27 protein-coding genes, 1 pseudogene, 1 riboswitch and 1 other annotated feature are annotated in these 24,825 nt (G+C 36.3%); of the genes and pseudogenes, 19 read left to right on the top strand and 9 right to left on the bottom strand.

The features are described 5' to 3' along the window. The 4 genes and pseudogenes from menB to FG384_RS16855 all read left to right on the top strand — a co-directional run bounded on the left by menB (position 1) and on the right by FG384_RS16855 (position 4,309). Positions 1-819, top strand: a complete 819-nt coding sequence (gene menB, locus FG384_RS16870) for a 1,4-dihydroxy-2-naphthoyl-CoA synthase (protein ID WP_142643878.1) — start codon at positions 1-3, stop codon at positions 817-819. A 118-nt stretch (positions 820-937) separates the two neighbouring features. Further along, entirely contained in the window at positions 938-2,368 is a 1,431-nt protein-coding gene (locus FG384_RS16865; protein ID WP_142643877.1) for an o-succinylbenzoate--CoA ligase, read from the top strand. Between the two features lie 940 nt (positions 2,369-3,308). After that, positions 3,309-3,729, top strand: a pseudogene (locus FG384_RS16860) (transposase); the annotation flags it as partial. A gap of 373 nt (positions 3,730-4,102) precedes the next feature. Further along, positions 4,103-4,309 (top strand): hypothetical protein, encoded by a 207-nt coding sequence (locus tag FG384_RS16855; protein WP_142643876.1) that lies wholly within the window; start codon positions 4,103-4,105, stop codon positions 4,307-4,309. 102 nt (positions 4,310-4,411) lie between these two features. Here FG384_RS16855 and FG384_RS16850 read toward each other — a convergent pair whose 3' ends face one another. The 3 genes from FG384_RS16850 to FG384_RS20345 form a co-directional block, all read right to left on the bottom strand. After that, positions 4,412-5,470, bottom strand: coding sequence for a metal ABC transporter solute-binding protein, Zn/Mn family (locus tag FG384_RS16850; RefSeq protein WP_205961813.1), 1,059 nt, complete (start codon positions 5,468-5,470; stop codon positions 4,412-4,414). A gap of 99 nt (positions 5,471-5,569) precedes the next feature. Next, on the bottom strand, positions 5,570-5,803 hold the full coding sequence (gene yidD, locus FG384_RS16845) for a membrane protein insertion efficiency factor YidD (protein ID WP_142643874.1): 234 nt from the start codon (positions 5,801-5,803) through the stop codon (positions 5,570-5,572). A gap of 2 nt (positions 5,804-5,805) precedes the next feature. Next, entirely contained in the window at positions 5,806-5,928 is a 123-nt protein-coding gene (locus FG384_RS20345; RefSeq protein ID WP_276612771.1) for a hypothetical protein, read from the bottom strand. A gap of 103 nt (positions 5,929-6,031) precedes the next feature. On the opposite strand from FG384_RS20345, the gene FG384_RS16840 reads away from it, so the two are divergent. The 8 genes from FG384_RS16840 to FG384_RS16810 all read left to right on the top strand — a co-directional run bounded on the left by FG384_RS16840 (position 6,032) and on the right by FG384_RS16810 (position 10,565). Further along, positions 6,032-6,481 carry a Dps family protein gene (locus FG384_RS16840; protein WP_142643873.1) on the top strand — a complete coding sequence of 150 codons (450 nt, stop codon included), beginning with the start codon at positions 6,032-6,034 and terminating at the stop codon, positions 6,479-6,481. 109 nt (positions 6,482-6,590) lie between these two features. Then, positions 6,591-7,520, top strand: coding sequence for a c-type cytochrome (locus tag FG384_RS16835; protein ID WP_142643872.1), 930 nt, complete (start codon positions 6,591-6,593; stop codon positions 7,518-7,520). Between the two features lie 49 nt (positions 7,521-7,569). Next, entirely contained in the window at positions 7,570-7,749 is a 180-nt protein-coding gene (locus FG384_RS16830; protein ID WP_142643871.1) for a YjfB family protein, read from the top strand. A gap of 267 nt (positions 7,750-8,016) precedes the next feature. Beyond that, positions 8,017-8,349 carry a transposase gene (locus tag FG384_RS16825; RefSeq protein WP_142643870.1) on the top strand — a complete coding sequence of 111 codons (333 nt, stop codon included), beginning with the start codon at positions 8,017-8,019 and terminating at the stop codon, positions 8,347-8,349. Continuing rightward, a complete protein-coding gene (locus FG384_RS19890; RefSeq protein WP_166462472.1) occupies positions 8,342-8,506 on the top strand; it encodes a hypothetical protein in 165 nt (54 codons plus the stop codon). The genes FG384_RS16825 and FG384_RS19890 overlap by 8 nt, the downstream gene beginning before the upstream one ends. Positions 8,507-8,600: 94 nt before the next feature. Beyond that, complete coding sequence (locus FG384_RS16820; RefSeq protein ID WP_142643869.1) at positions 8,601-9,254, top strand: CPBP family intramembrane glutamic endopeptidase; 654 nt, start codon at positions 8,601-8,603, stop codon at positions 9,252-9,254. A 71-nt stretch (positions 9,255-9,325) separates the two neighbouring features. Then, a complete protein-coding gene (locus FG384_RS16815; RefSeq protein ID WP_142643868.1) occupies positions 9,326-9,799 on the top strand; it encodes an NUDIX domain-containing protein in 474 nt (157 codons plus the stop codon). Further along, complete coding sequence (locus FG384_RS16810; RefSeq protein ID WP_142643867.1) at positions 9,777-10,565, top strand: alpha/beta hydrolase family protein; 789 nt, start codon at positions 9,777-9,779, stop codon at positions 10,563-10,565. The genes FG384_RS16815 and FG384_RS16810 overlap by 23 nt, the downstream gene beginning before the upstream one ends. A 634-nt stretch (positions 10,566-11,199) precedes the next feature. Here FG384_RS16810 and pckA read toward each other — a convergent pair. Then, positions 11,200-12,786 carry a phosphoenolpyruvate carboxykinase (ATP) gene (pckA, locus tag FG384_RS16805; protein WP_142643866.1) on the bottom strand — a complete coding sequence of 529 codons (1,587 nt, stop codon included), beginning with the start codon at positions 12,784-12,786 and terminating at the stop codon, positions 11,200-11,202. A gap of 192 nt (positions 12,787-12,978) precedes the next feature. Then, positions 12,979-13,096: riboswitch (SAM riboswitch) on the top strand. Between the two features lie 200 nt (positions 13,097-13,296). On the opposite strand from pckA, the gene metK reads away from it, so the two are divergent. Continuing rightward, complete coding sequence (gene metK, locus FG384_RS16800; protein WP_142643865.1) at positions 13,297-14,493, top strand: methionine adenosyltransferase; 1,197 nt, start codon at positions 13,297-13,299, stop codon at positions 14,491-14,493. A gap of 114 nt (positions 14,494-14,607) precedes the next feature. Here metK and FG384_RS16795 read toward each other — a convergent pair whose 3' ends face one another. Next, the gene (locus FG384_RS16795; protein ID WP_142643864.1) at positions 14,608-15,120 is read right to left on the bottom strand and encodes a gamma carbonic anhydrase; all 513 of its coding nucleotides are present in this window, start codon (positions 15,118-15,120) and stop codon (positions 14,608-14,610) included. A 105-nt stretch (positions 15,121-15,225) separates the two neighbouring features. Here FG384_RS16795 and FG384_RS16790 point away from each other — a divergent pair, with 105 nt between their 5' ends. The 3 genes from FG384_RS16790 (at position 15,226) to FG384_RS16780 (ending at position 18,163) form a co-directional block, all read left to right on the top strand. After that, positions 15,226-16,017, top strand: coding sequence for an alpha/beta hydrolase (locus FG384_RS16790; protein ID WP_142643863.1), 792 nt, complete (start codon positions 15,226-15,228; stop codon positions 16,015-16,017). Positions 16,018-16,071: 54 nt separating this feature from the next. Beyond that, the gene (locus FG384_RS16785) at positions 16,072-16,755 is read left to right on the top strand and encodes a phosphoribosylaminoimidazolesuccinocarboxamide synthase (protein ID WP_142643862.1); all 684 of its coding nucleotides are present in this window, start codon (positions 16,072-16,074) and stop codon (positions 16,753-16,755) included. An 85-nt stretch (positions 16,756-16,840) separates the two neighbouring features. Continuing rightward, the gene (locus FG384_RS16780; RefSeq protein ID WP_142643861.1) at positions 16,841-18,163 is read left to right on the top strand and encodes an NAD-dependent malic enzyme; all 1,323 of its coding nucleotides are present in this window, start codon (positions 16,841-16,843) and stop codon (positions 18,161-18,163) included. Between the two features lie 65 nt (positions 18,164-18,228). Here FG384_RS16780 and FG384_RS16775 read toward each other — a convergent pair whose 3' ends face one another. From FG384_RS16775 to mnmL, 4 genes are all read right to left on the bottom strand, one after another. Further along, the gene (locus FG384_RS16775) at positions 18,229-18,771 is read right to left on the bottom strand and encodes an isoprenylcysteine carboxyl methyltransferase family protein (protein WP_142643860.1); all 543 of its coding nucleotides are present in this window, start codon (positions 18,769-18,771) and stop codon (positions 18,229-18,231) included. Between the two features lies 1 nt (position 18,772). After that, positions 18,773-19,855: a type III polyketide synthase gene (locus FG384_RS16770; protein ID WP_142643859.1), complete on the bottom strand. Its 1,083-nt coding sequence runs from the start codon at positions 19,853-19,855 to the stop codon at positions 18,773-18,775. Between the two features lie 221 nt (positions 19,856-20,076). After that, positions 20,077-20,646, bottom strand: coding sequence for a tRNA 5-(aminomethyl)-2-thiouridylate-methyltransferase MnmM (mnmM, locus tag FG384_RS16765; RefSeq protein ID WP_142643858.1), 570 nt, complete (start codon positions 20,644-20,646; stop codon positions 20,077-20,079). Further along, the gene (mnmL, locus tag FG384_RS16760; protein WP_142643857.1) at positions 20,643-21,602 is read right to left on the bottom strand and encodes a tRNA modification radical SAM protein MnmL/YtqA; all 960 of its coding nucleotides are present in this window, start codon (positions 21,600-21,602) and stop codon (positions 20,643-20,645) included. Before mnmL ends, mnmM begins: the two co-directional genes overlap by 4 nt. Positions 21,603-21,918: 316 nt before the next feature. Here mnmL and FG384_RS16755 point away from each other — a divergent pair, with 316 nt between their 5' ends. From FG384_RS16755 to FG384_RS16745, 3 genes are all read left to right on the top strand, one after another. After that, positions 21,919-23,100, top strand: a complete 1,182-nt coding sequence (locus FG384_RS16755) for an MDR family MFS transporter (protein WP_142643856.1) — start codon at positions 21,919-21,921, stop codon at positions 23,098-23,100. Positions 23,101-23,202: 102 nt separating this feature from the next. Continuing rightward, on the top strand, positions 23,203-23,892 hold the full coding sequence (locus FG384_RS16750) for a CoA transferase subunit A (RefSeq protein ID WP_142643855.1): 690 nt from the start codon (positions 23,203-23,205) through the stop codon (positions 23,890-23,892). 7 nt (positions 23,893-23,899) lie between these two features. Then, the gene (locus FG384_RS16745) at positions 23,900-24,559 is read left to right on the top strand and encodes a 3-oxoacid CoA-transferase subunit B (protein ID WP_142643854.1); all 660 of its coding nucleotides are present in this window, start codon (positions 23,900-23,902) and stop codon (positions 24,557-24,559) included. Between the two features lie 47 nt (positions 24,560-24,606). Next, positions 24,607-24,823: a binding site (T-box leader), on the top strand. Positions 24,824-24,825 lie beyond the last annotated feature (2 nt).

Genomic DNA, 24,825 nt, shown 5'->3' with positions numbered 1-24,825 from the left:
ATGACTCGTGAATGGACAACATTACATACATATGAAGATATAAAGTATGAATTTTATAATGGTATTGCGAAAGTTACGATTAACCGACCTGAGGTACGAAATGCATTTCGTCCAAAAACGGTAATGGAAATGATTGATGCATTTTCACGCGCACGTGATGATAAAAATGTTGGTGTTATTATTTTAACAGGTGAAGGCGAGCACGCTTTCTGTTCAGGTGGAGACCAAAAGGTACGTGGTCATGGCGGTTATGTAGGGGACGATGAAATTCCACGCTTAAACGTATTAGACTTACAACGATTAATCCGTGTTATTCCAAAACCAGTTGTTGCAATGGTAGCAGGTTATGCTATTGGAGGAGGTCACGTATTACATGTAGTTTGTGACTTAACAGTTGCTGCCGATAACGCACGCTTTGGACAAACTGGACCAAAAGTTGGTTCATTTGATGCTGGTTATGGTTCTGGTTATCTTGCACGTATTATCGGTCATAAAAAAGCTCGTGAAATTTGGTACCTATGTCGTCAATACGATGCACAACAAGCGTTGGATATGGGTCTAGTTAATACAGTTGTTCCTTATGCACAACTTGAAGATGAAACGGTTCAATGGTGTGAAGAAATGCTAGAGATGAGCCCAACTGCACTTCGATTCTTAAAAGCAGCGATGAATGCAGATACAGACGGCTTGGCTGGACTTCAACAAATGGCAGGAGACGCTACACTTCTTTACTACACAACAGATGAAGCAAAAGAAGGCCGCGATGCATTTAAAGAAAAACGTAAACCTGATTTTGGTCAATTCCCACGTTTTCCGTGAGGGTTACAGGATGTAGGTCGGTTCGGTATTGCGATTGACGTCGCGTTTTTACCGAACAACCCCATAAGTCTAAGCTGTCCTATTATAGGGCAGCTTTTTTCTAAAGGAGATTGGTATCATGTACCCGAATTTATTAATGAAACGGGCAAGATTAACACCTAACCGAATTGCTTTAAGATTTCAGGAGAAAGAATGGACATTTGCACAGTTATATAATGATGCACTAGAGTTTGCAGAAAAACTTCATGCAAAAAATATTCAACCTGGAATGAGAATCGCTGTCTTAGCTTCTTCTAGTCCGGAATTAGTATTTGTTTTACATGGTTGTATGCAACTTGGCTGTGAGCTAGTTATGTTAAATGAACGTCTAACAGAAGAGGAATTGAGCTATCAATTAAATGATAGTAACTCCGATTTCTTATTAGTAGATTCTCATGAAAAAAGAAACTTAGAATTTGTAAAAAAGTTTTCATTTGGAGATGTACAAGCTGGAAAGCGAAATGTTTTTGAAATAGAAAATGAGTGGTCAAAAAATCGTACAATCACTATCATGTACACATCAGGCACAACTGGAAATCCTAAAGGTGTTAGACAATCGCTTGAAAACCATGTAATGAGTGCGACAGGTTCTGCATTAAATTTAGGTGTTCAGCCGAATGATTGTTGGCTATGTACAATGCCATTATTCCATATTAGTGGCTTTTCTATATTAATGCGCTCAGTTTTGTATGGAATGACAGTCAACCTTCATACGAAGTTTGATGCAGAACAAGCAATAAAAGAAATATTAAATGGATTTGTCACGCAAATGTCAGTTGTTGCTGTGACATTAGAAAGAATTATTACTGTTCTAGAAGAAAAGAATCTTACTTTTCCAAGCTCGTTCCAAACTATGCTTGTAGGTGGAGGGCCAGTGCCATTAAACTATTTAGAAAGAGCAATAGAACGTAATATTCCAGTACTACAAACGTACGGAATGACGGAAACTTCTTCCCAAACGACGACGTTATCGAGTGAAGATGCTATTCGTAAGTTAGGTTCCGCAGGTAAACCACTTTTTTTCGCAGAAGTAAGAATTGATGGAAAAGACAAAATCGGAGAAATTTGTATTAAGGGACCTCATGTGACAAAAGGATATATCGGTGCTGCAGAGTCGAAGAATCCATTAGTAGATGGTTGGCTTCACACAGGAGATGTTGGGTATATTGATGAAGAAGGATATTTATATGTTGTTGATCGCCGTTCGGATTTAATGATTTCCGGTGGTGAAAATATATATCCAGCAGAGGTTGAACAAGCATTAGTCAAGCACTCGGCGGTGAAAGAAGCAGGTGTAGTAGGAAGACAACATGATAAATGGGGTCAAGTACCAGTGGCATTCGTTGTTTTAAAAGATAAGGTATCCGAAGAAGAACTAAAAGAATTTATGAAAAACGTCATTGCACCCTATAAACAACCGGTTGACTATTATTTTGTGGATCAGCTACCTAGAAATGCTTCGAATAAGTTACTCCGAAGAGAATTATTAAAGTATCTAAATGAAAATTAGATGGTATTATTGTGAAAGTATTTTAGGGGATGTTCTAAAAGTGATTGAAAAATGACTTTTGAGGGTAGCCCAATCCATCTTGTTGTTTTCCGAAGCATGCACTCGCTTTCCGCGGACGAACTGTCAAGCCTCCTCGCTCGTACCTCGCTGTGGGGTCTTGTCAGCCCGTTTTTCCGCAGGAGTCTCGCGCATGTTTCTCCAAACAATAAAAACTGAACGAGTTTATGAAATCTCTTAAAAAAGTATAGAGTAAAATCACCACTGTTTGTAAGTTTTAAGTTTCTACATAATTAAGAAGAGGGTAGCTAAATCCTATGTTAGTCATCTTGTTGTTTTCCGAAGCATGCACTCGCTTTCCGCGGACGAACTGTCAAGCCTCCTCGCTCGTACCTCGCTGTGGGGTCTTGTCAGCCCGTTTTTCCGCAGGAGTCTCGCGCATGTTTCTCTAAACAAAAAACTGAACGAGTTTATGAAATCTCTCTTAAAAAAGTATAGAGTAAAATCACCACTGTTTGTAGGTTTTAAGTTTCTACATAATTAAGAAGAGGGTAGCTAAATCCTATGTTAGTCATTCTGTTGTTTTCCGAAACATTGCACTTGCTTTCCGCGAACGAATCGCTAAGCCTCCTCTTGGCTACGCTGAGGGAACTGAAAAAGTCCTCCAAGAGATTTCATAGAGAGTATGGTGAATGACAAGTTGTTCATATACTCTCTTTTTATTGGGAAATCGTTGATTTCCGCCGGCATGGCTTCAGCCGCTTCCCTTGCTCCTGCGCAAGCTCGTCGCAAAAATTAATTTCGCTACGCTCAGTCCAGGGTCTTCAGCTCATTCTATTCCGGCTGGAGTAGCCGCCTTCCCCTCCAATCAACAAGCATCCACCTATTCTTCTAAAAACCTTCTTGTTTATAATAGAGAGACTAGCTAATGGTGGTGTGCAAAATGATTTCTAACCAAAAAACCCTTAATTTAAGCCCATTCATAGCGATTTATAATTTGGTCGTTCCTAAAGATAATATACTTCGTCAAATAACCGAATTGGTAGAATTCTCCTTCGTTTTAGAGGAGTTGAAAAAAAATAATGTTTAGATAATGGTCGGAATGCCGTTCCCCCAATTCGGATGTTCAAGTACTTACTCAATAAAAGGCAATTTTTGATGTATCCGATGTGGATCTAGTAGAACGGTCCAAATACGACATGTCGTTCAAGTATTTCTTAAATCTGGCACCAGAAGATCCCGTGATCGACCCAAGTTCACTCACTAAATTTCGCAGGCTTTGTCTCCAAGACGTAGGCTTATTAGATTTGCTTATTGGGAAAACAGTTGAAATCGCCATCGACCAAAAAATCGTCCAAAGTAGAAAACGTTGAAAAAGGCGAAACTCCTGCGGCAATAGCGTTAGTCGAAGACCCCACAGCGAAGTCAGGAAGGCCACTGAAAAACTCAAAATTATTATTTTTATAGGAACTATTTGCTGTATATCATTTAAAGAATTTAGCGCGACGCATGAGACTCCTGCGGGAAAGCGAGACAGACGAGACCCCGCACGAAGCGAAGCGTAGGAGGAGGCTCGTCGCTCGCCCGCGGAAAGCGAATGCCAAAGCGCTAAATTCTCTTAGGACTATTTGATAGATAATTTATATGAATGACACTTTTTCAGTGCCCTCGAAGCGAAGAGGCTGAAGAAACGGCCGCGGAAAGGGAGCCGAGGGCGCAATAGCTGATATTCTTATATTGAAAGAGAACCCTCTCGAAGATATTCGATATACAAAAGAAATCGATTTCGTTATTAAAGGCGGGAATATATATACCCAAGAACAATTAATTGAACAAGTTCCGAGTGTAGAAGTTCTCATGAAGAATATTCAAGCTTTTATCGATAGTTTTGAAGATACAACAATTCAATTAATGAGCAAAAATAAAGGTTTTCAAAATATTTAACTTGAATCGTAGTATGTTAAAATTGTAAAAAAAACTCCAAAATATATATTGCAAACTAAAAAAGGACCAAGGGAATCTTGGTCCTTTTTAGTGTCTTTTACATTAGTTCAATACGGTTTTCAATGTTTCTAAATTTTTATTCATTAAAGTAAAATACGTTTCATTCTTTTCAATATCTTCTTTGGATAAAACGCCTAAATTGTGTAATACTAAGCTTTCAGCACCAACTTCTTTTCGAATAACTTCAGTAAGCTTAGAGGAAACGTTTTGTTCAAACAAGATGTACTTGATATTTTTTTCTTTTGCCAAATCAATAATCTTTGCTAGTTCTTTTTGAGAAGGCTCATCTTGTGAATTAAGTCCAGAAACTGCGATTTGGGTTAAACCATACGTATTTGCGATATAACCGAATGCTGCATGTGAGACAAAAAACGTTTTACTAGTTGCATTATGTGCCATTTCTTCATAGCTTGCATTCAGCTTTTGAAATTCTGTAATTAGGTCTTCATAATTTTTTTCAAAAGTCTCTTTTTGTTCTGGTGCAGCTTCTACTAGTGAATTTTTTATAGATAAAGCAAGGTTTTGGCTTATTTTCGGAGAAATCCATACGTGAGGATCTATACCTCCATGGTCGTGTCCCTCATGACCTTCGCCTTCATGTTCATGAGCTTCATCGGTTGCCTGATTGTGACTGTGTTCTTCGCTCTCATGTTCGTGTTCATGGGCCGCTTCAGTAGCTTCATCATGCTGTTTTTCCCCTTCGTGATTATGTGTGCTTTCCTGTAGTTGATCATCGCTTACTGAATCAACCGTAGCAACCATTTTCACGTGTTCATTTGCTAAAGTCTTTTTCGCATTTTCAACAAAACCTTCTAACCCTAGCCCAATATAGAAAAATAAATCAGCATCAGCTAGTGCCATCATATCTTTTTGGGTGGGTTCAAATGTATGTTCATTTCCTCCTGCAGGATAGATAGAAGATACATTTACTGCATCTCCACCGATACGCTCGGTAAAATATTGAAGTGGGTAGACGGTTGTATAAATTTGAATTTTATTACCTTTTTCTTGAGTTGTTTCTTTTGGGATTTCTTTATTTCCGCATGCGGCTGTAAATAAAATGAGAGTTAGTACTAGAAAGTATAGTAGTGCTTTTTTCAATCTATCCATCTCCTAAATTGTAACGATTACGTTTTGTGTTTTTGTAACTTTTTTATCTTACAAGACATTCTAAAAAAAAGCAAGAAAAAACCTTTGAAGCTATTTTTTCTTCAAAGGCCATTCTTCTGGAACAGGGTCAAAGCCACCTTCATGAAAAGGGTGACATTTCGATATTCTTTTCATCGTTAAGTATCCACCTTTTAGGGCTCCATGCTTTTGCACAGCTTCTACACCGTAATGTGAGCAAGTAGGATAAAATCGACAGCTTGGAGGAGATAAGGGAGAAATGAACTTTTGGTAGAAACGAAAAATCCATACAATGATATACTTCATTATTACTCAGCGTCCTTAGGTTTAGGATCAATAGATGAAGGTTTTCCATTCATCGCTAATTTATATAAAAATGCAAATCCGACAATACTAAAAATAACTGCAATGCCTAAAATCCAAAATACCATAATATTTTTCACTCCATTATACTATTCGCTAAGTTTATTGTATGAAAATTAGTGGTATATGAAAAGAGATAACAACAATTACTTAAGGGAGAGTGACAACTTTATGTCAACAGAATTGAATAGAGAGCTAAACAAACAAGTTTCATTATGGTCCGTAATGTACACGAAATTGCATAATTTTCATTGGTATGTAAAAGGACCATCTTTCTTTACACTTCATGCAAAATTTGAAGAGTTGTATAACGAAGCAACATTGAACATGGATGAAATAGCGGAACGCCTCTTAACTTTAGGAGCTAATCCAGTAGCTACATTAAAAGAGCATTTAGAGCTTTCAGATATAGAAGAAGCAAATAATAAAGAAACAGCTGACCAAATGGTAGAAACAGTAGTAAAAGATTTTGAAAAAATAAAGAAATCCTTAAAACTGGGGATGGATGAAGCAGCAAAAGATGAAGACGATATGACAGAAGATCTACTCAATGCAATTTATCAAAAAACGGAAAAGCACCAATGGATGCTGAATGCATTTCTGGGTGATTCCAATAAATAAGTCAAAAAACCAACAATTCATGTAATTGTTGGTTTTAATGTGAGAAATCTCACATCAAAATTGTCGCTCTCTTGTTACGCTAAAGTTAGTAGAGAAAGGAGCGACATTTATGAAAAATGGAATAGGAATTGCGATTGGTTTATTGTTTATCGGTACAATTATTGGGGCTGTACAACTTACTCAGAAAATGAGTGTAGAATTACCTGAAAAGCAAGTAGCTGCAGTAAGTAAGTCAAGTAGCAATAGTCTGACTTATAATCCACCGAGTTTAGAAGAAGTACCAGAAGGGCCAATTGGCGAGGCAATTACATATGGATACAAATTAGTAAATGAAACTTATTCAGTAGCAGATCCATACGTTGGAAATAATTTATCTTGTGCAAGTTGTCATGCAGGAGCGGGATTAGATAAAGATTCTTCCTCACTAGTTGGAGTGACTGCGGTATATCCACAATATATAGCACGTTCAGGGAAAATAGTAACAATTGAAGATCGTATTAATGGTTGTATGGTCAGAAGTATGAATGGGGAAAAATTTGAGGCCAACAGTGATGAATTGAAAGCAATGGTAGCATATTTTACTTATATTTCAGAAGGAGTCCCAGTTGGTGCTGATATTCCATGGAGAATGACAAACGATATGGATAACGTACCAACACCCAATGTAGCAAGTGGAGAACAACTATACCAAAAATCTTGTATAGCTTGCCACGCTGCAGACGGTTCTGGTACAGATCCGAATACCGGTCCCGCATTATGGGGTGATAATTCTTTTAATGATGGGGCAGGACTTGCTCGTATATCAAAAATGGCTGGTTATATTAAAAACAATATGCCTGCTGGCAGTGAAGGAACACTTACTAATCAAGAGGCAGCTGATTTGGCAGCCTATGTTCTTTCTCAAGATAGACCAGAGTGGAAAAATCATGACAAAGATTGGCCTAATGGTGGTAAACCGAATGATATTATGAACAAAGAGCGTCGAGAAGAAGTAAAAAATGGAACAATTAATTGGGAAGAAGTATTATCAAAAAATTAAAATTTTCCTATTTCATCCGATAATAACCTTGAAAGAAGGAGGAATGAGTATGGATATCAATTCCATTATGTCTGCACAGTTAATGGAGTTACAACAAACTGTTCAAATGAGTGTTTTAAAAAATGCGATGAACATGGAAACTGTAGCTGCAGTACAACTGTTAGAAGATATGCCTCAAGCATCTGCTCCGCACCCATATAAAGGATCGGTTGTAGACATTCAAGGTTAATGATGAGAAACATGTACCACGTTTGTGGTGCATGTCAGACTGTTGACAAACGCTTTCATTCTTCGTTACTGGCACTCGTTGTAAGCTCATGAACTTTAGTTCTATTCGCTTCCGCCTCGCGCTGGCGTGCCTCGACTGACAAGCGTTTTCAAGCAGTCTGAAGTAGCACCTCCGAAATTTTAATTTGTTTGGAACCTGACATGTACCACATTTGTGGTGCATGTTTTTTTATATTTTGCACATACTTAATAAAAAGGAAGTGAGAAAATGGCATTAAATAAAGTGTATATTTCTGTAAGCAATCAACAAGTATTTACGTATCCAGATGAATCTCCTTGGGAATTTGAAGTGATCACAAATAGAGAAATTATTCCTGTCTTTCAAAAGCTTTTTGAACAGCTAGGCGATGTAGAGGAAAGTAATTTTTGGAGAGCTCATATTCCGTTTCGGTCTTATCACTTAGACAAAGAAAATGATAATTACGATAAAAGAATGAAAAAAGTATATGCATTAATTCATGAATTTGGTGATGAAGAAACAAAAGCATTTATAGAGCAGCTTCCATATTTTAAAGAAAGAAGGAGAGAGTTAATTGAGTAAAAATATTTATCGTAAAGGGAACGAAACAAGTCCGAATTATCGTAATGTTAGTTCGCTATTAAACCAATCGCCACAACAAAAAACAAGGGAAAATATTGCACAAAATAGAGAAGAAGGAAATGCTAATTATAAATTAGACCAACAAAAGGAAGACTAAATCACGAAGGCTTAGCGTTATTGCTAAGTCTTTTTTTATACATATGGTAACATTAATTTGTAAAAAAATCCCTAAAATATTTGGAGGGTATATGATGAAACTATTAATATTACTAATTGGACCCACTATTATGATTTTTATCGGTCTTCCATTACTACATAATATATTAATTACCTTTTTACTCTTTTATGGTTGGTTATTATTTGTACCTCTTTTAGTTACAAACTGGAGCAAGATAAATCATTATCGAATGCAGCTCACTTTTTCAATAAAATCGATTATTCTAGGTACTGTAAGCGGGTTGATTTGTTTGATTTCTGTTTATGGTTTTGTATTTGTCTTTCAATCGTTTGTCTTAGATATACCCAAATTGAATCAATTGCTTATGGAATGGGATTTTACTGGTACGAAGGTTCTGTTACTGGCTTTAGTTCTAATCCTTATCAATCCTATATTAGAAGAGTTTTATTGGCGTGAATTTATTTATCAACGTCTTTTCGAAAAAAATGGTAGTACGAAAACGATTTTAATCACTTCTTTATTTTATAGTTTGTATCATCTTATTGTCGTAGTAAAAATCTTCACCTTTCCTTTTAATGCTTTAGCAGTAATTCCTATTTTTCTTGCAGGTATATTGTGGGGAATTTTTCGTCTAAAGTTAAAGTCAATTGCTGCTCCCATTATTAGTCACAGTCTAGCTGATATTGGAATTATGCTTGTGTATTGGAATATTATTCTTTCAAGTTGATTTTACGTGCAACTTCTTTTCCTTCATATGATAAACTTTTTTTATAAACAAATCAGAAGGGAGAACAGTTTATGGTTTCTTTCTTGGACTTAAATGGTATTCAAGTTGATTTATCCTTTGAACAAGGAACATTTCCGATAGAACCGATGCATGTATTAGTTTTAGCGAAATTTCAAAACAAATGGCTATTAACGAAACATCCAAAGCGAGGAATTGAATTTCCTGGAGGTAAAGTAGAAGAAAATGAAAATCTAACAGAAGCTGCTATTCGAGAAACATTAGAAGAGGCAAATGTCAAAATAATCAATGTAGAGTGGATCGGAGAGTATGTTGTGCACGACGAACAACCATTTTGTAAAGCTGTTTTGATTGCAAATGTAGAGCAGATTTATGAGAATCAGACAAGCTTTGAAACGGAAGGTGCAGTTTGGTTAACGAATGAAGAACTATTAAATAGTAATAATTTAAGTTTTCATATGAAAGATACAGGCATGCAAGCTATTTTAGAAAAGGTGAAAAAGTATGAAGGAAAATGGAACGATTGAAAATAGTAAAATCTATCCATCTCCAAATCCACATATTAAGTTATTGGAGATTACTTATTGGTCATGTGGATATCGTGTAAAAGGATTACTTGCTGTACCAAGGAAAAAAGGTAATTATGAAGCAATCTTGTATTTGAGAGGTGGAATGCAAAGTATCGGTATGGTAAGGCCAGCGCGAATAACACAAATTGCATCGGAAGGTTTTATTGTATTTGCCCCGTATTATCGTGGAAATCGTGGGGGGGAGGGCCGAGATGAATTTGCTGGTGAGGATCGTTGGGATGCTGTATATGCGGTGGAAGTTTTAAAACAATATTGCTATCAAGATCGAATTCATATATTTTCTTTTTCACGTGGTGGAATAATGGCTCTTTGGACGGCTATTTTAAGAAGGGATATTACGTCAGTTATCGCTTGGGCAGGTGTATCTAATATTTACCTAACTTATGAGGAACGAAAAGATATGAGAAGAATGATGAAACGTGTGATTGGAGGAACACCATCAAATAAGGAAGAAGCGTATGAAAATAGAAATGCACTTGTTCATATTCAAGATTTGAAAGCATCTACGCTAATTATTCATGGAATGCATGATACAAATGTTTCATTTGAACATGCAAAGTTTTTAGAAGAAGCATTAATAACGAATAACAAGGTTGTAGAAACATGGTATTATCCTGAGTTTACGCATTACTTCCCAAGCAAAGTGAATAGGCAAATAGTGAAAGATGCTTGTAGTTGGATGAAAAGGCAGAGGGGTATGTAACAGAGATGGTTTGTTGTTGCTATAAAAGAAAGTTTGAACCTGTAGGTAACATTTGGGAAGGTAGCATGGGAGATAAAATGATGGGACTGTCCGGTTGTTTCTATTATTTTAGAAGAAGACATGTTTTTTTATTTATTTTTAATAAAATCTATTTAAACCGTTGATATGATTTGTTTGGAGAAACATGCGCGAGACTCCTACGGAAAAACGGGCTGCCAAGACCCCGCAGCGAGGGACGAGTGAGGAGGCTTGGCGGTTCGTCCGCGGAAAGCGAGTGCATGCTTCGGAAAACAACAGCATTGACTCATATAGGATTTAGCTATCCTCATAACCTTCTTAATCATGTAGAAACTTGAAACTTACAAGCAGTGGAGATTTTAATCTATGTAATATCAAGAGAGACTTCATAAACTTGTTCAGTTTTTTATTTGGAGAAATATGAGCGAGACTCCTGTGGAAAAACGGGCTGACAATACCCCGCAGCAAGGAACGAGCGAGGAGGCTTGGCAGTTCGTCCGCAGAAGACGAGTGCTTGCTTCGGAAAACAACAGAATGACTTGCAGAAGCAGAAAATGGGGCTGCCCTCAAAAGTCGTTTTCCATGACTTTTGGGACAGCCCCATCTATAATCTTATTTATGCTAAAGGTCCGCCCTTAAGCGAGATATCATCTGATACTGTACCGAACTTTTTGAAGTTTTCACGGAATGCTTTTGCAAGTTCAGCAGCTTTAATATCATATGCCGCTTTGTCTTCCCATGCATTACGAGGTACTAATACTTCAGTTGGAACACCTTCAATTTGTTTTGGAATTTCTAATCCAAATACTGAATCTGTTTCAGTTTCTACATTGTTTAGTTTACCTTCAATTGCTGCTCGAACCATTGTACGAGTGTATGACAGTTTCATACGGCTACCAACACCGTACTCTCCACCAGTCCAACCAGTGTTTACTAGGAATACTTGTGCTCCGTGTTCGTCAATCTTTTTCCCAAGCATTTCAGCATAAACAGTTGCATGAAGCGGAAGGAAAGGTGAACCAAAGCATGTAGAGAATGCTGGTTGTGGTGATGTAATTCCGCGTTCTGTACCTGCAAGCTTAGATGTAAAGCCGCTTAAGAAATGGTACATTGCTTGTTCTTTCGTAAGTTTACTGATTGGAGGCAATACGCCAAATGCGTCAGCAGTTAAGAAAATGATTGTATTTGGATGACCAGCAACTGATGGATCCACAATATTTTCGATGTTTTGAATTGGGTATGCTGCACGTGTATTTTCCGTTAATGAATTATCATCATAGTTAGCTACTCGTGTTTCAGCGTCGATAACAACGTTCTCTAACACTGTACCAAACGTGATTGCGTCAAAAATTTGTGGTTCATTTTCACGAGTTAAGTTGATGCATTTTGCATAGCAACCACCTTCGATATTGAATACACCATTATCAGACCAACCGTGTTCATCATCACCAATTAGCTTACGACCAGCATCAGCAGATAGAGTTGTTTTACCTGTACCTGAAAGACCGAAGAATAGGGAAACATCACCTTGTTCTCCAACGTTTGCAGAACAATGCATTGGTAAAATGTTTTGTTCAGGAAGTAAATAGTTCATAATAGAGAAAATAGATTTTTTCATTTCTCCAGCATATTCAGTACCACCGATTAAAACAATACGTTTTTCCATTGAAACAATGATGAAAGTTTCAGATTGAGTACCATCGACAGCAGGATCAGCTTTGAAATTTGGTGCACTAACAATAGTAAAATCAGCAGCATGATATTCAAGTTCTTTTTCTGTAGGACGAATAAATAATTGATGAGCAAAAAGATTGTGCCATGCATATTCATTTACTACTTGAATGCTTAGGCGAGAATCATGATCTGCTCCTGCAAACCCTTTGAAAACGAATAGTTCGTCTTGTTGTTTTAAATATTCTATTACTTTTGTATATAGTGAATCGAAGATTTCAGAAGAAATAGGTTGGTTTACTGAACCCCAATCGATTTTGTCTTTTGATACAGGTTCTTCAACAATATACTTGTCTTGTGGAGAACGGCCTGTATATTTACCTGTTTCTGCTTTCACTGCTCCAGTAGAAGTTAAAACAGCTTCGCCTCTTGATGTTGCTTTTTCCACAAGTTGTGGAACTGATAATTGGATGTTAACATTATTTCCAGCTAACAATTCGTTCAGTTCACTCACAGTATCGATTGAATTCATTTTGTACATACCATCCTTTTTATTATTTTCCCTAGATTTAGGGAGATGTCATTCATATGTGAATTAGTATAACACATTTAACTCAATAGTCTACACTAATTGGTTCATTATTTTTTGTTTGTGAATAAATTGTCAACAAAAAAAGATTGACTTCTATGTGCAAAATACGTATGATGATAAATTGAACGGATACTCTTATCCCGAGCTGGTGGAGGGGTCAGGCCCTATGAAACCCGGCAACCTGTAATTTTTTATACCATTACAAAGGTGCCCAACCTGAGACAAGGTGAGATTCCTTGATTGATAAGAGTGAAAGGTGCTTATGATATTGATGCCTTTCCTCATGTATGACTTACGTGAGTGAAAGGTTTTTTTTATAACATCGCCCTTTATCCTTGTGTGCCAAGTCCGAAACGGCTTCAAGTTAAACTATTTGAAATGGCTTGACATGGGAATGAGTACCGTATCAATTCTTGAGAGAAATCTCGCAGGATATAGGAGGAATATTCTATGACACAACGCCGATTATTTACATCGGAATCAGTTACAGAAGGGCATCCAGATAAAATTTGCGATCAAATTTCGGATGCTATTTTAGATGCAATTTTAGCAGAAGACCCAAATGCACGTGTTGCTTGTGAAACAAGCGTGACAACAGGTCTTGTTTTAGTTGCAGGAGAAATAACTACATCAACTTATGTAGATATCCCAAAAGTAGTACGTTCTACTATTAAAGAAATTGGATACACTCGAGCAAAATATGGTTTTGACTCTGAAACTTCTGCAGTTTTAACTGCAATTGATGAGCAGTCACCTGATATTGCAATGGGTGTTGACCAAGCTCTTGAAGCACGTGAGGGATCTATGTCAGATTCAGATATCGAAGCAATTGGAGCTGGAGACCAAGGACTTATGTTTGGTTATGCATGTAACGAAACACCAGAACTTATGCCACTTCCAATAAGCTTGGCTCATAAGTTATCCCGCCGTTTAGCTGAAGTTCGTAAAAACGATACGCTAGATTATTTACGTCCAGATGGTAAAACACAAGTTACAGTTGAGTATGATGAACATAATAATCCAGTTCGCATTGATACAATTGTTATTTCTACTCAACATCACCCTGAAGTAACATTGGAACAAATTCAAAAAGATTTAAAAGAATTTGTTATCAAACCAATTGTTCCTTCTGAATTAATTGATGAAAATACAAAATACTTTATTAACCCAACTGGTCGATTTGTAATTGGTGGACCACAAGGTGATGCAGGCTTAACAGGGCGTAAAATTATTGTAGATACTTACGGTGGATATGCTCGTCACGGAGGCGGTGCATTCTCTGGTAAAGATCCAACAAAAGTAGACCGTTCTGCTGCATATGCTGCACGTTATGTTGCTAAAAACATCGTAGCAGCTGGTTTAGCTGATCGTTGTGAAGTACAACTTGCTTATGCAATTGGTGTTGCACAACCGGTATCTATCGCTGTAGATACTTTTGGAACTGGTAAAGTAGAAGAAATCGAATTAGTATCATTTATTCGTGATCTATTTGATCTTCGCCCAGCAGGTATTATTAAAATGTTGGACCTTCGTCGTCCTATTTATAAAGAAACTGCTGCATACGGACATTTTGGCCGTACAGATATTGATTTACCATGGGAAAAAACAGACAAAGCAGAAGAATTAAAACAAAAAGCAGGATTATAAATAAGAAGAGGGTGATACAAGGTGAAAAAACCTTGTGTCAACCTCTTATTTTTTGTTAGTATACGCTAAAATTTCGTGTATAAACGTGAAAGGAATAATAATGCGATACTTAAGTTACTTTTGAATTGATTTATAGTATTGCCCTTTTTCAGCATATTCACGAATAATTCGTTGAACATCTTCTTTGTCTACATCTGTTAGCTCACGAACAACTTTTGCTGGGATTCCCATTGCAAGTGAGTTTGGAGGAATTTTCTTACCAGGTGGTACTAAACTTCCTGCTCCGATAAACGCGCCCTCACCAATTTCTGCGCCATCCAAAATGATGGAACCCATTCCAATTAAAGCTCCTTTACGAACAATACAACTATGTAAAGTTACTTGGTGACCAATCGTTACTTCATCTTCTAAAATAAGTGGTTTATTTGGACTTTGATGCAGACAGCATAAATCTTGGACGTTCACTTTTCGTCCAATAATCGTAGGTGCAACGTCCCCTCTAATTACCGTATTAAACCAAATAGTAGACTCTTGTCCGATTGTCACATCCCCTGTAATTGTGACATAATCAGCGATAAAAGCAGAATCATCAATAGATGGATTTTTGTCTTTATATGGATAAATCAATATGTACACACTCCTTGAGAAAATAGAATATAATTAATCGTATCAAACTAATAACATTAAGGAAACAAATGAGAAACAGTTTATGAAATAGATGAGGTGATGTTCATGTGGAAATGGGAAGCAGATGAAAAACCTAAAGCAGTAATCGTTATTGTTCATAGTGCATATGAACATCATAGAAGATACGCATGGTTAATTGAAAAATTTAGAAGTTCTAATTGTCATATTGTTATGGGAGACCTTCCAGGACATGGTGATCATACAAGTAAAAGAGATATTCATAATGAGTCTTTCGATCAATATAAAGACTACATAACGCATGCATTACAAGTTGCTGTAGCTTATAATCTCCCAATATTTATCCTCGGTCATGGGCTTGGTGCAACTTTATTAATGAAAGTAATGAATAAATTACAAATTGAATATGCAGGTGTAATTTTAACTTCGCCATGGCTGCAACTTAAGAAATTACCATCCAAATGGACAAAAGCGTTAGCTAAGCTATCCGTTCAGCAAAAAATACATCATGACATTCAGTTGAAGGAATTAACTAGAAACTATGAAGTATATAAGCAATTTGTAGATGATCCAGCATATGATACCCTTATTTCGAATCATTGGTACAAAGAGTTACAATTAATGATGAAAAGTATTATGCAGGCAACTGAGTCAGTTCCAAATGTTCCTGTACTATTAATGACTGCTGAGCGGGATAAAATTACAGAAAACAATGTAGCGGTTGGGTGGCTAAAAAAGCAAGAGCTCACAGAGTTCCAATACAAACAATGGAAAAATTGTTTTCATGATTTGTATCAGGAACCAGAGAGGGAAGAAATCTTTGCGTATTCCCACTCTTTCATAAATAATGTCTTAAGATCTATAGGGTATATTGTTTGATGAAGTAGTTTAGGTGTAAAATGGTGAGTAATTGTTTGAAAGGTGATGGAGAAGATGAAGCTTACATATGAAGGAAAAACAAAAAATGTATATCAATTAGATAACGGTAATATTGTATTAAAATTTAAGGATGATGTAACTGGAGAAAATGGCGTTTTTGATCCAGGTGCAAATACGGTAGGGTTGACGATAGAAGGAGCAGGTAAAGCTGGCCTTCGAATGACAACATATTTCTTTGAAAAATTGATGGAGAAAAGTATTCCAACACATTTTATCGATTCCAATATAGAGGAATCTACGATGACTGTAAAAGAAGCTAAAGTTTTTGGTAAAGGGCTAGAAGTTATTTGTCGATTTAAAGCTGTAGGAAGCTTTTTGCGTAGATATGGTGCATATTGCGAAGAAGGACAACCTTTAGATGCATTTGTAGAAGTTACGATTAAAGACGATGATAGACAAGATCCACCTATTTCAAAGCAAGGACTTTCTATGCTGTCTATATTATCTGAAGAAGAATATGATACATTAGAAAAACTAACTCAACAAATTTCTACATTAGTAAAGGAAGATTTGGCGTCTAAAGGACTAGAATTATATGACATTAAACTAGAATTCGGTAGAGATGCAAAAACAAAAGAAATAATTCTAATTGATGAGATTTCAGGCGGGAATATGCGTGTATATAAAGAAGGGCAATATATTGAACCTTTAGCACTTGAAGCATTATTGTTCGAATAATAAAAAAACCTTCATTCAGTACGAATGAAGGCTTTTTTGTGTTATAATCTATTAATTGAAATAGAGAAAATGAGGGAATAAAAAAATGCAAAACCAACATATTATTCGGAATTTTATTGTAGAAACACCATCTAAACCAGGTAACTTTGCAAAAGTAGCCACAGCTATAGGTATGGCTGAAGGAGACATTGGTGATATTTCTACATTAAAAAGTGGTGCTTTAACAACTATACGAGACATATCAATCACTTGTAAGTCTGAAGCTCAGCTTCAACAAGTTATTGATAATATAGAAACAATTGGAAATGGTGTTAAAATCCATGCGGTAACAGACGATGTTCTTAAAGCGCATGAAGGCGGAAAAATTGCAATGAAAAGTAGATTAGACGTTCGTTCACTAGGAGATTTACAAAGAATTTATACTCCTGGTGTAGCGAGTGTTTGTATGGAGATAGTAAATTATCCTGAAAAAGCAAACTATTTTACTTCGATTGGAAGCTCTGTTGCCATTGTAACAGATGGGACAGCTATTCTAGGTTTAGGTAATATTGGTTCTGTTGCGGGAATGCCTGTAATGGAAGGAAAAGCGGTGCTACTAGACCAATTTGTTGGATTAAGTGGTGTGCCTATTCTTTTAAATACAAGTGATCCTGATGAAATTGTTGAGACAGTAAAACATATTCATCAAGGTTTTGGAGCAATATTACTAGAAGATATTGGTTCTCCTCATTGTTTTGAAATAGAAGAGAGATTAAAAGCAGAACTCCCTATTCCTGTAATGCATGATGATCAGCATGGTACAGCGGTAGTTGCTCTTGCAGCAATATTATCCGCTTGTAAATCAACAGGAGTAGATCCGAAAAAAGCAGTAATTGGTCAAATTGGACTTGGTGCTGCAGGACTTGCAATTTGTCGTATGTTAATGGCTTATGGTATAGATGAAGTGTATGGCTTGGATCGACAGGAAGAGGCACAAGATCGTTTGATTCATTATGGTGGTAAAACAAAGTCCTCCTTAGAAGAATTAATGCAAACTTGTGATATTATTGTTGCTACAACTGGCGTATCTGGATTAATCAAACCTGAAATGATTCGTTCAGGTCAAATTATTTTAGCATTATCTAATCCGAATCCTGAAATTCTTCCAACAGAAGCGATTGCAGCAGGCGCAGCGTTTGCTGCCGATGGACGTTCAGTCAACAATGTGATTGGATTCCCAGGAATTTTCAAAGGAGCATTAGATGCAGGGGCATCTGATATAACATATCCAATGTTAATTGCTGCAGCTACTGCGATTGTAAACCATACGAAACCAGGTGAATTAATACCTAACCCACTAGATCCTATGCTCCATCATTTAGTTGCTAGAGCAGTAGAAGAAGCAGCTAATATGGAAATGAATAAATAAGAATTTTACTTTTTCTAAGTACGATGATTTTAGGTAAGGAAGAATAAATTAAAAGAAGATTTCGGTTAAGATGCCGAAATCTTCTTTTTAAATTCTTTATGATAATCTGTAGCTTCTGATAAAGCTTTTTCTTCCATAGGGATTCGAACGGAGAGCATTGCTAGATTTAATAGTGTAAAGCATATTGCTGTAAAATAAGCTTGGAACATAAGTGGTAACAATACTATTTCCATACAAACAACGACATAATTGGGATGCTTGAGGTAAAGATAAGGTCCTTTTCTAACAATATTAGCATTCGGCAAAATAATAATTTTCGTATTCCAAAACTGTCCTAAAGTTGTTAGACACCAAATTCGAAATGCTTGAACAAACAAAAAGATTAGAAAAAAAAGAGGAAATAATGGTGAGATCTCTCTATCAAAGAACAAAACTTCAACGATTAGAAAGATAAAAAAACTGAAATGTAGTGCAAGCATAAATGGATAATGGGAAGCGCCTACTTCGTAAGCACCTTGAGCAAGCATTTTCTTTTCATTTCGTTTAGCAATAATAACCTCCGTAATTCTTTGGAGAATGACTAGTGAAATGATCACTAAAAATAACATCCTAATCCCCCCATTTTAATAATACTGCTTCTCCACAAAAACCAGGTCCTAATGCAACTAGTAATCCAATATCTTGTTTAGAGTTTTCTTGGAGCATAAATTGCTCTAATACATAAAGAACAGTTGGAGAAGACATATTTCCGTGTTTTTTTAATACTTCTCTTGAAATAGCTGTCTTGTTTGGTTCGAGTTGAAGTGTTTGTTCGTACGCTTCCAATACTTTTTTCCCACCAGGGTGTGCGATGAAATTGGTTATTTGATTTTTCATCAATTGCTCTTCGGACAGAAATTCATCGATGAATGGTCCTAACCATGTAGATATGACAGAAGGAATACTTTTAGAGAACACAACATGAAGACCATCACTTTTTACGTTCCAGCCCATAACATTTTCTGAGTTTGGCATCCACTTAGATGCTGTATTTATAATAGATGGAATCGATTTTTTATTGATAAGAGGTACTTCATCTCCACAAACTAATACACATGCTGAACCATCCGCAAATAACGAAGCTCCAATTAGATTACTTTTGGAGAAATCATTCGGTTGAAAAGTAAGGCTACAAAGTTCTACACAAACGACAAGTACTTTAGCAGTAGGATGTGCTTTACAATAATCGAAAGCTCTACTAATGCCAGCAGCACCACCAGCACAACCTAACCCCCAAATTGGGATTCGTTTTAAGCGATCCGAAAAAGGAAGTTGATTCATCACACGTGCGTCTATACTAGGAGTAGAAATTCCAGTACTACTGATGAAAATAATTGCATCTATTTCTTCAGGAGAAAATGACTTTTCAAGGAAAATGGGGCTCTCTAAACAAGACTTTATTACTTCAACACTATATTTAGTAGCTAACTCAATATACAAATTATTTCTTTCCTCAAAATCATGGGTTGTTTTATGCCATTCCATTGGAACACAAAAATAGCGTGTTTCGATGTCTCCATTTTCGAATACCTTTAACAAACGATCCAATTGATCTATTTTATCTTGAAATAATTCTTTTGTTAATCGTTCAATATTTTGTTGTTCAAGTGCAAAGGGAGGATTGTATGTACTAATCGAAGCAATTTTTGGCATGGGGATTCTCCTTTTTTAAATTGAACAGCTTTAGGCGTAACTCGTACCAGACTGTCTTTTAACACTGAAAAGCAGGCGCATTACGCGCCTACTCAGTTATCTGTTTAACTTCAGACGCCAACGGCTACTACGTGAGCTAGAAACAAAAAGATTCTGCTACTTTACCTTTTAGTTTCCCCATGCATTTAAAATATATGCATTGCAAAAGAGATAATAAAGTGTTAATTTGCCTTCATTTTTTCTATTGCAATGATAAAGGGCGGATTATTTTGTTGATTTAAAAATTGATACGATAGTACATGAGCGAATGACTGTGGTAATTGTTGTACATAATTCATAAGCGCATCTTTTTCTTCTTTACCTCCAATGTGCCCATGATAAACTACTAAAACTATTATCCCGCCAACTTTTAACATTCCAAGAAGTGATTCTAATGCTTGAATTGTAGATTTTCCCTTAGTTACAATTTCGAGATTACTACCAGGTAAGTACCCTAGATTGAAAATAGCTGCAGCAATTTCACTTTGGACGTAAGTAGACACATTTTCATGACCATCTAAAATAAGTGTGGATCTCGAATGTAAATTTGCTTGTATTAATTTTTCTTGTGTAGATTTTATTGCCTCTGCTTGTACATCAAATGCGTATACGTGACCAGTTTCACCAACTAATTCTGCCAAAAATACGGTATCGTATCCATTACCGGCAGTAGCATCTACTACAATATCTCCTTTTGTAATGACTTTTGACAACAAATCTTTCGCAAATGGTAAAACTCTCTTTAATATCATTTCAAAACACCAGTCTTTTTATAATATTTCCCTTGAAAACTATCTCTTCTTGCTAATTCATTATCTATTCCATTTAGTACATCCCATTTATTCACACTCCACATTGGACCAATCATTAAGTCAATAGGTCCGTCACCAGTTATGCGATGCACAATCATTTCTGGAGGTAGAATTTCTAATTGATCGACAACAAGTTGAATATACGCATCTCGATCCATAAATTCGAGCTTTCCTTTTTCGTATTGCTTCACCATTGGGGTTCCTTTAAGCAGATGAAGTAAATGTATTTTGATGCCTTGCACATCTAGATTTGCAACTTCTCTTGCAGTTTCCATCATCATTTCTCTGTTTTCCAATGGTAACCCGTTAATAATATGTGTACAAATACGAATTCCGTGCTTACGTAATTTATTTACACCTTCTACATATGTAGGATAATCGTGAGCTCGATTCACAAGGTTCGCAGTTCGTTCATGAACTGTTTGTAGACCTAATTCAATCCATAAAAAGGTTCTTTCATTTAGCTCAGCTAAATATTCTACAACATCATCTGGTAAACAATCTGGTCTTGTTGCAATAGATATTCCAACGACTCCTTTTAAAGCTAAAGCCGCTTCAAATTTTTCTTTTAATATTTCTAAAGGGGCATGTGTATTTGTGTATGCTTGAAAATAAGCAATATATTTTCCTGATTTCCATTTCTCATGCATTTTCGATTTTATCTTCTCAAATTGAATTGCAATCGGATCTACTTTATCTCCTGCAAAGTCTCCACTACCCGCAACGCTACAAAATGTGCAGCCACCAAATGCTACTGTACCATCTCTATTAGGGCAATCAAAACCAGCGTCTAATGCAATTTTAAATATTTTCATATCAAATGTATTTCTTAAATAACGATTCCATGTATAATATCGTTTTCCGTCAGATGGAAATGGAAAATTATTTTCGTTCACTTCAAATCACTCCTTAACAGGCTCATTTTATCATTTCTTCGCAAAAGTTGCAGAATCATCTTGTCGATATATAGTAAAAAGAATACAATTGTCTGAGCATACGTTATTTTTATCCAGTGTTATTACAAACGCCCACTGAATAAGGTAAAGCTACCGACGGATGTCATAGATATAGTAAGGAGTTCATCGCGAAAACTCGAGGCATTTTTAATGCAGGGCAGTTACCCGTTGTCGAATGATGGTACAAAATAAGCTAACTCCTTTCGAATTCTGGACGCAAATACGTCGAGGTATATTGATAATGGAGGTGTTGACTATGCCAAAAGCCGTCTGGTTGCTCATAATAGGAATGTTTGTCAATGTTACAGGGAATTCATTTTTGTGGCCTTTACATACAATCTATATGCACGATTATCTTGGTCAATCGTTAACAATGGCCGGTATTGTTCTAATGATCAATGCTGGGACAGGCGTGATTGGAAATCTACTTGGTGGATATTTATTCGACCGAATAGGTGGTTATAAGTCCATTATGTTTGGAATTATTTTAACGATTTTTGCTTTAGTATTATTGACTTTTTGGCATGGTTGGCCAGAATATATTTGGATTGTTGCAATCTTAGGATTTAGTGGAGGAATTGTTTTCCCTAGTATGTATGCGATGGTCGGAAGTGTATGGCCAGAAGGTGGCAGAAAAGCTTTCAATGCAATTTATCTGGCACAAAATGTTGGTGTAGCACTAGGCCCAGCCATTGCAGGATTTATAGCAGCTAAAAATATCAATTATATATTTACTGCCAATTTAGTAATGTATATTATATTTTTTATCATTGCTTTTTTATTCTATCGAAATTTATCTAATTCACCAAGTGCAAGTACTTCTGTTCCAATTGATAAAAAGAGTAACAACCAAAAAGCACCTTTTTATGCGATGATGATTGTGACATTTGGATACTTAATAACTTGGATTGTTTATGTACAGTGGACAACTACCATTTCAACGCACACTTTAGAACTTGGTATTACATTAAAGCAATATAGTCTACTTTGGACTATAAATGGTGCGTTAATTGTAGCAGCTCAGCCTCTCATTAAACCAATTGTTACTCGTCTAGAGCATAAAATAAAAACTCAGCTTATAATCGGTATCGTTATTTTCATGGGTTCATTTGTTGTAGTGGGCTTTGCAGAAAATTATGCCATGTTTATAACAGCTATGGTTATTTTAACAATTGGTGAGATGTTTGTATGGCCTGCAGTGCCAACGCTTGCAGATCAATTAGCTCCTAAAGGAAGAGAAGGATTTTATCAAGGTATTGTGAATAGTATGGCTACAATCGGAAGGATGGTTGGACCGTTAATAGGTGGAGTTCTCGTAGAAGCTCACGGAACGCAAATGATGGTTTTTATCCTTTCAAGTCTTTTAATCTTTTCAATAGTAGCAAGTTTACTATATGACCTTCCGCTAAGAAAAATAAACAAGAAAAATGCCGTCTGATTTGTATCAGCGGTGTTTTTCTTTTTAATTGCGATTGATTAATTGTTTAAAATTTGAGAATATAAAATAGAGTGTGTTTACGAAAGAAGGGGGAAATAGATCATGAAACCAATTTACAGTTCAGCTAGTGAAGCTGTAGCAGGCATTCAAGATGGTATGACACTAATGGTAGGTGGTTTTGGATTAGTAGGTATTCCAGAACAGCTTATTTTAGCTTTAGTTGAAAAAGGGGTAAAAGATTTAACTGTTATTTCTAATAACTGTGGAGTCGATGATTGGGGACTTGGACTACTATTAAAAAATAAACAAATAAAAAAAATGATAGGTTCTTATGTTGGAGAAAATAAAGAATTCGAACGTCAGGTGCTTTCTGGTGAGATTGAAGTAGAGTTAACTCCTCAGGGAACGCTTGCCGAAAAAATTCGTGCAGGTGGAGCTGGAATTCCAGCGTTTTTTACTCCAGCTGGTGTTGGAACCGTTGTGGCAGAAGGAAAAGAAATTCGTGAATATGATGGAAAAGAGTACGTTTTAGAAGAATCACTTCGTGCAGACTTTGCATTAATTCGTGCAGCAAAAGCAGATAAATTCGGAAACTTAATATACAATAAAACAGCTCAAAACTTCAATCCAATGATGGCTGCTGCAGGTAAAATCACCATTGCAGAAGTAGAAGGAATTGTCGAAACAGGAGATTTAGATCCAGCTCAAATACATACACCGAGTATTTATGTACAAGGACTTTTCCAAGCAACACAAGAAAAAAGAATCGAACGTTTAACGACACGTTCATAAGGGGGAGATTCGATTGAATACAAGAGAAAAGATTGCTAGAAGAGCAGAAAAAGAAATCGAGAATGGTAACTACGTCAATTTAGGAATTGGAATTCCAACATTAGTTGCAAATTTCATATCCCCTGATAAGACAGTCGTTCTACAATCGGAAAATGGCTTACTTGGTATCGGACCTTACCCTACTGAACAAGAAGTAGATCCAGATCTAATAAATGCAGGGAAAGAGACAGTAACAACAATCCCAGGCTCCTCTTTCTTTTCAAGTTCAGAGTCTTTCGCGATGATTCGTGGAGGCCATGTAGATGTAGCGATTTTAGGTGCAATGGAAGTATCTGAAAAAGGTGACCTTGCTAACTGGATGATTCCTGGAAAAATGATTAAAGGAATGGGCGGCGCAATGGACTTAGTGCATGGTGCTAAAAAAATCATCGTTATTATGGATCATTGTGCAAAAGACGGTTCTGCGAAGATTAAAAAAGAATGTGAATTGCCTTTAACAGGTAAAGCAGTTGTGAATAAAATAATTACAGAACGTGCAATGATTGAAGTGACAAAAGATGGTCTTGAATTAAAAGAGGTATTTGAAGGGTATACTATAGATGATATAGTAGCTGCAACGGAAGCTACGTTAATTATTAAAGATGTAAAAGAGAATGTAGTTATTTAAGTGCAGCTTGTATTTTATTCCGAAATCCATTAGAATAAATTCTAATAGAATTGACTGTGAAAAGGATTAGTAAATAATCGACGTTTCCAAAGAGAGCTAACGGTTGGTGGAAGTTAGTGTAACGAATTATTGAACTCGCCTTTGAGTCTGTATAAGTGAACTTTTAGTAGCTTATACCGTTTTCCGCGTTAAGGAGTCAAGTTGAGTGGATTTTCCACTAATTTGGGTGGTACCGCGTGAGTATAATAGTCTCTCGTCCCTTAGTT

Origin of the sequence: Psychrobacillus vulpis (assembly GCF_006861825.1) — a bacterium.
GTDB lineage: Bacteria > Bacillota > Bacilli > Bacillales_A > Planococcaceae > Psychrobacillus > Psychrobacillus vulpis.
The sequence above is the reverse complement of the archived record's forward strand: the minus strand, read 5'-3'. Positions and strand labels throughout refer to the sequence as shown.

Bases quoted from the DNA above. Each gene is read 5' to 3' on its own strand.
- menB (WP_142643878.1), top strand. From the start codon at position 1: ATGACTCGTGAATGGACAACATTACATACATATGAAGATATAAAGTAT.
- FG384_RS16865 (WP_142643877.1), top strand. From the start codon at position 938: ATGTACCCGAATTTATTAATGAAACGGGCAAGATTAACACCTAACCGA.
- yidD (WP_142643874.1), bottom strand. From the start codon at position 5,803: ATGAAGTATATCATTGTATGGATTTTTCGTTTCTACCAAAAGTTCATT.
- FG384_RS20345 (WP_276612771.1), bottom strand. From the start codon at position 5,928: ATGGTATTTTGGATTTTAGGCATTGCAGTTATTTTTAGTATTGTCGGA.
- FG384_RS16840 (WP_142643873.1), top strand. From the start codon at position 6,032: ATGTCAACAGAATTGAATAGAGAGCTAAACAAACAAGTTTCATTATGG.
- FG384_RS16835 (WP_142643872.1), top strand. From the start codon at position 6,591: ATGAAAAATGGAATAGGAATTGCGATTGGTTTATTGTTTATCGGTACA.
- FG384_RS16830 (WP_142643871.1), top strand. From the start codon at position 7,570: ATGGATATCAATTCCATTATGTCTGCACAGTTAATGGAGTTACAACAA.
- FG384_RS16825 (WP_142643870.1), top strand. From the start codon at position 8,017: ATGGCATTAAATAAAGTGTATATTTCTGTAAGCAATCAACAAGTATTT.
- FG384_RS16820 (WP_142643869.1), top strand. From the start codon at position 8,601: ATGAAACTATTAATATTACTAATTGGACCCACTATTATGATTTTTATC.
- FG384_RS16815 (WP_142643868.1), top strand. From the start codon at position 9,326: ATGGTTTCTTTCTTGGACTTAAATGGTATTCAAGTTGATTTATCCTTT.
- FG384_RS16810 (WP_142643867.1), top strand. From the start codon at position 9,777: ATGAAGGAAAATGGAACGATTGAAAATAGTAAAATCTATCCATCTCCA.
- pckA (WP_142643866.1), bottom strand. From the start codon at position 12,786: ATGAATTCAATCGATACTGTGAGTGAACTGAACGAATTGTTAGCTGGA.
- metK (WP_142643865.1), top strand. From the start codon at position 13,297: ATGACACAACGCCGATTATTTACATCGGAATCAGTTACAGAAGGGCAT.
- FG384_RS16790 (WP_142643863.1), top strand. From the start codon at position 15,226: ATGTGGAAATGGGAAGCAGATGAAAAACCTAAAGCAGTAATCGTTATT.
- FG384_RS16785 (WP_142643862.1), top strand. From the start codon at position 16,072: ATGAAGCTTACATATGAAGGAAAAACAAAAAATGTATATCAATTAGAT.
- FG384_RS16780 (WP_142643861.1), top strand. From the start codon at position 16,841: ATGCAAAACCAACATATTATTCGGAATTTTATTGTAGAAACACCATCT.
- FG384_RS16775 (WP_142643860.1), bottom strand. From the start codon at position 18,771: ATGTTATTTTTAGTGATCATTTCACTAGTCATTCTCCAAAGAATTACG.
- FG384_RS16770 (WP_142643859.1), bottom strand. From the start codon at position 19,855: ATGCCAAAAATTGCTTCGATTAGTACATACAATCCTCCCTTTGCACTT.
- mnmM (WP_142643858.1), bottom strand. From the start codon at position 20,646: ATGATATTAAAGAGAGTTTTACCATTTGCGAAAGATTTGTTGTCAAAA.
- FG384_RS16755 (WP_142643856.1), top strand. From the start codon at position 21,919: ATGCCAAAAGCCGTCTGGTTGCTCATAATAGGAATGTTTGTCAATGTT.
- FG384_RS16750 (WP_142643855.1), top strand. From the start codon at position 23,203: ATGAAACCAATTTACAGTTCAGCTAGTGAAGCTGTAGCAGGCATTCAA.